At 66.0% G+C, this 1,463-nt stretch carries 1 protein-coding gene; it reads left to right on the top strand.

All coding sequences use genetic code 11. From position 1 onward, the window contains the following. Nucleotides 1-238 precede the first annotated feature (238 nt). Nucleotides 239-1,438: an IS110 family transposase gene (locus tag A5789_RS32320; protein ID WP_155525824.1), complete on the top strand. Its 1,200-nt coding sequence runs from the start codon at nt 239-241 to the stop codon at nt 1,436-1,438. The last annotated feature ends 25 nt before the right edge of the window (nt 1,439-1,463 follow it).

Below are 1,463 nucleotides of genomic sequence, written 5' to 3'. Positions count from 1 at the left end.
GTCCTTACCTTTCTTCTTGGGTGCTCGAAGTCGCTGGCTGCCATAGGCTTTCGAGCACCCGGGAGCGCCGGGTATGGCTTTCATGAAGTCGCCCTTGATGGCCCAGGGGGATTGGCCGCCCGGCGCTCCGCGACGACTCGACCGCTAATTGAGATACGCGATTCGATCGCTTCGTAAGGACACGACGGCGCAGTCGTCTGTGGGACAACTCGACAGGGATGCAACGACAGGAGTGTTTGTGCGGCAACACTTGTGGGCAGGTATCGACGCCGGGAAATCGGCCCACCACTGCGTCGTCATCGACGCCGACGGCAAACGACTCCTTTCCCGCCGCGTCGTCAACGACGAACAGCCGCTCGGCGAGTTGATCGACGCGGTGACCGGACTCGCCGAGGGCGCCGAACTCACCTGGGCGATCGACCTCAACCACGGCGGCGCGGCCCTGCTCATCGCGATGCTGGCCAACCGCGATCACCGCCTGCTCTACATCCCCGGCCGGACCGTGCACTGGGCCTCGGGAACCTACCGCGGCGACGGCAAAACCGACGCTAAAGACGCCGCGATCATCGCCGACCAAGCCCGGATGCGCCGAGACCTGCAACCTCTGCGGATCGGTGACGAAACCGCTGTCGAACTGCGGATCCTCACTTCCCGACGCACCGATCTGGGCTGCGACCGCACCCGAGCGATCAACCGGTTGCGTGCCCAGCTGCTCGAATACTTCCCCGCCCTGGAACGCGCCTTCGACCTGTGCGCCAACAAAGCCGCGTTGATCCTGCTGACCGGATACCAAACTCCCGACGGCATCCGGCGCCTGGGCGTGACGAGATTGCAGGCCTGGCTGCGCAAACACGGAGCCCGCGCCAGTGCCCGTGTCGCAGCGACCGCGATCGAAGCCGCCAAGGCCCAGCACACCACCGTGGTCGGTCAGCAGCTCGCCGCGGCGATGGTCGCCCGGCTGGCCAGGCAGGTGATGGACCTCGACATCGAGATCAGCGAGATCGACGCGATGATCGAGGCTCGATTTCGCCGCCACCGTCACGCCGAAACCATCCTGAGCATGCCGGGATTCGGTGTCCTGCTCGGCGCCGAATTCCTCGCAGCGACCGGCGGGGACATGACCGCCTTCGACAGCGTCGACCGCCTCGCCGGTGTCGCCGGCCTGGCACCGGTTCCCCGGGATTCCGGACGGGTCAGCGGCAACCTCAAACGGCCGCGCCGCTACGACCGGCGCCTGCTGCGCGCCTGCTATCTCGCCGCCCAGGTCGCGGTCTTCCATGACCGGGCGTCGCGAACCTACTACCAGCGCAAGAGAACTGAGGGAAAGAACCACACCCAAGCGGTCATCGCGCTGGCGCGCCGTCGCCTCAACGTGTTGTGGGCGATGCTGCAAACCGGCACCCCATACCGACCCGAAATCAGGGGCGTCGCGGCTTGACAACATCATTGAGAATCCCCCTTCG

It is taken from the genome of Nocardia sp. 852002-51101_SCH5132738, assembly GCF_001665695.1.
GTDB lineage: Bacteria > Actinomycetota > Actinomycetes > Mycobacteriales > Mycobacteriaceae > Nocardia > Nocardia nova.
The sequence above is the reverse complement of the archived record's forward strand: the minus strand, read 5'-3'. Positions and strand labels throughout refer to the sequence as shown.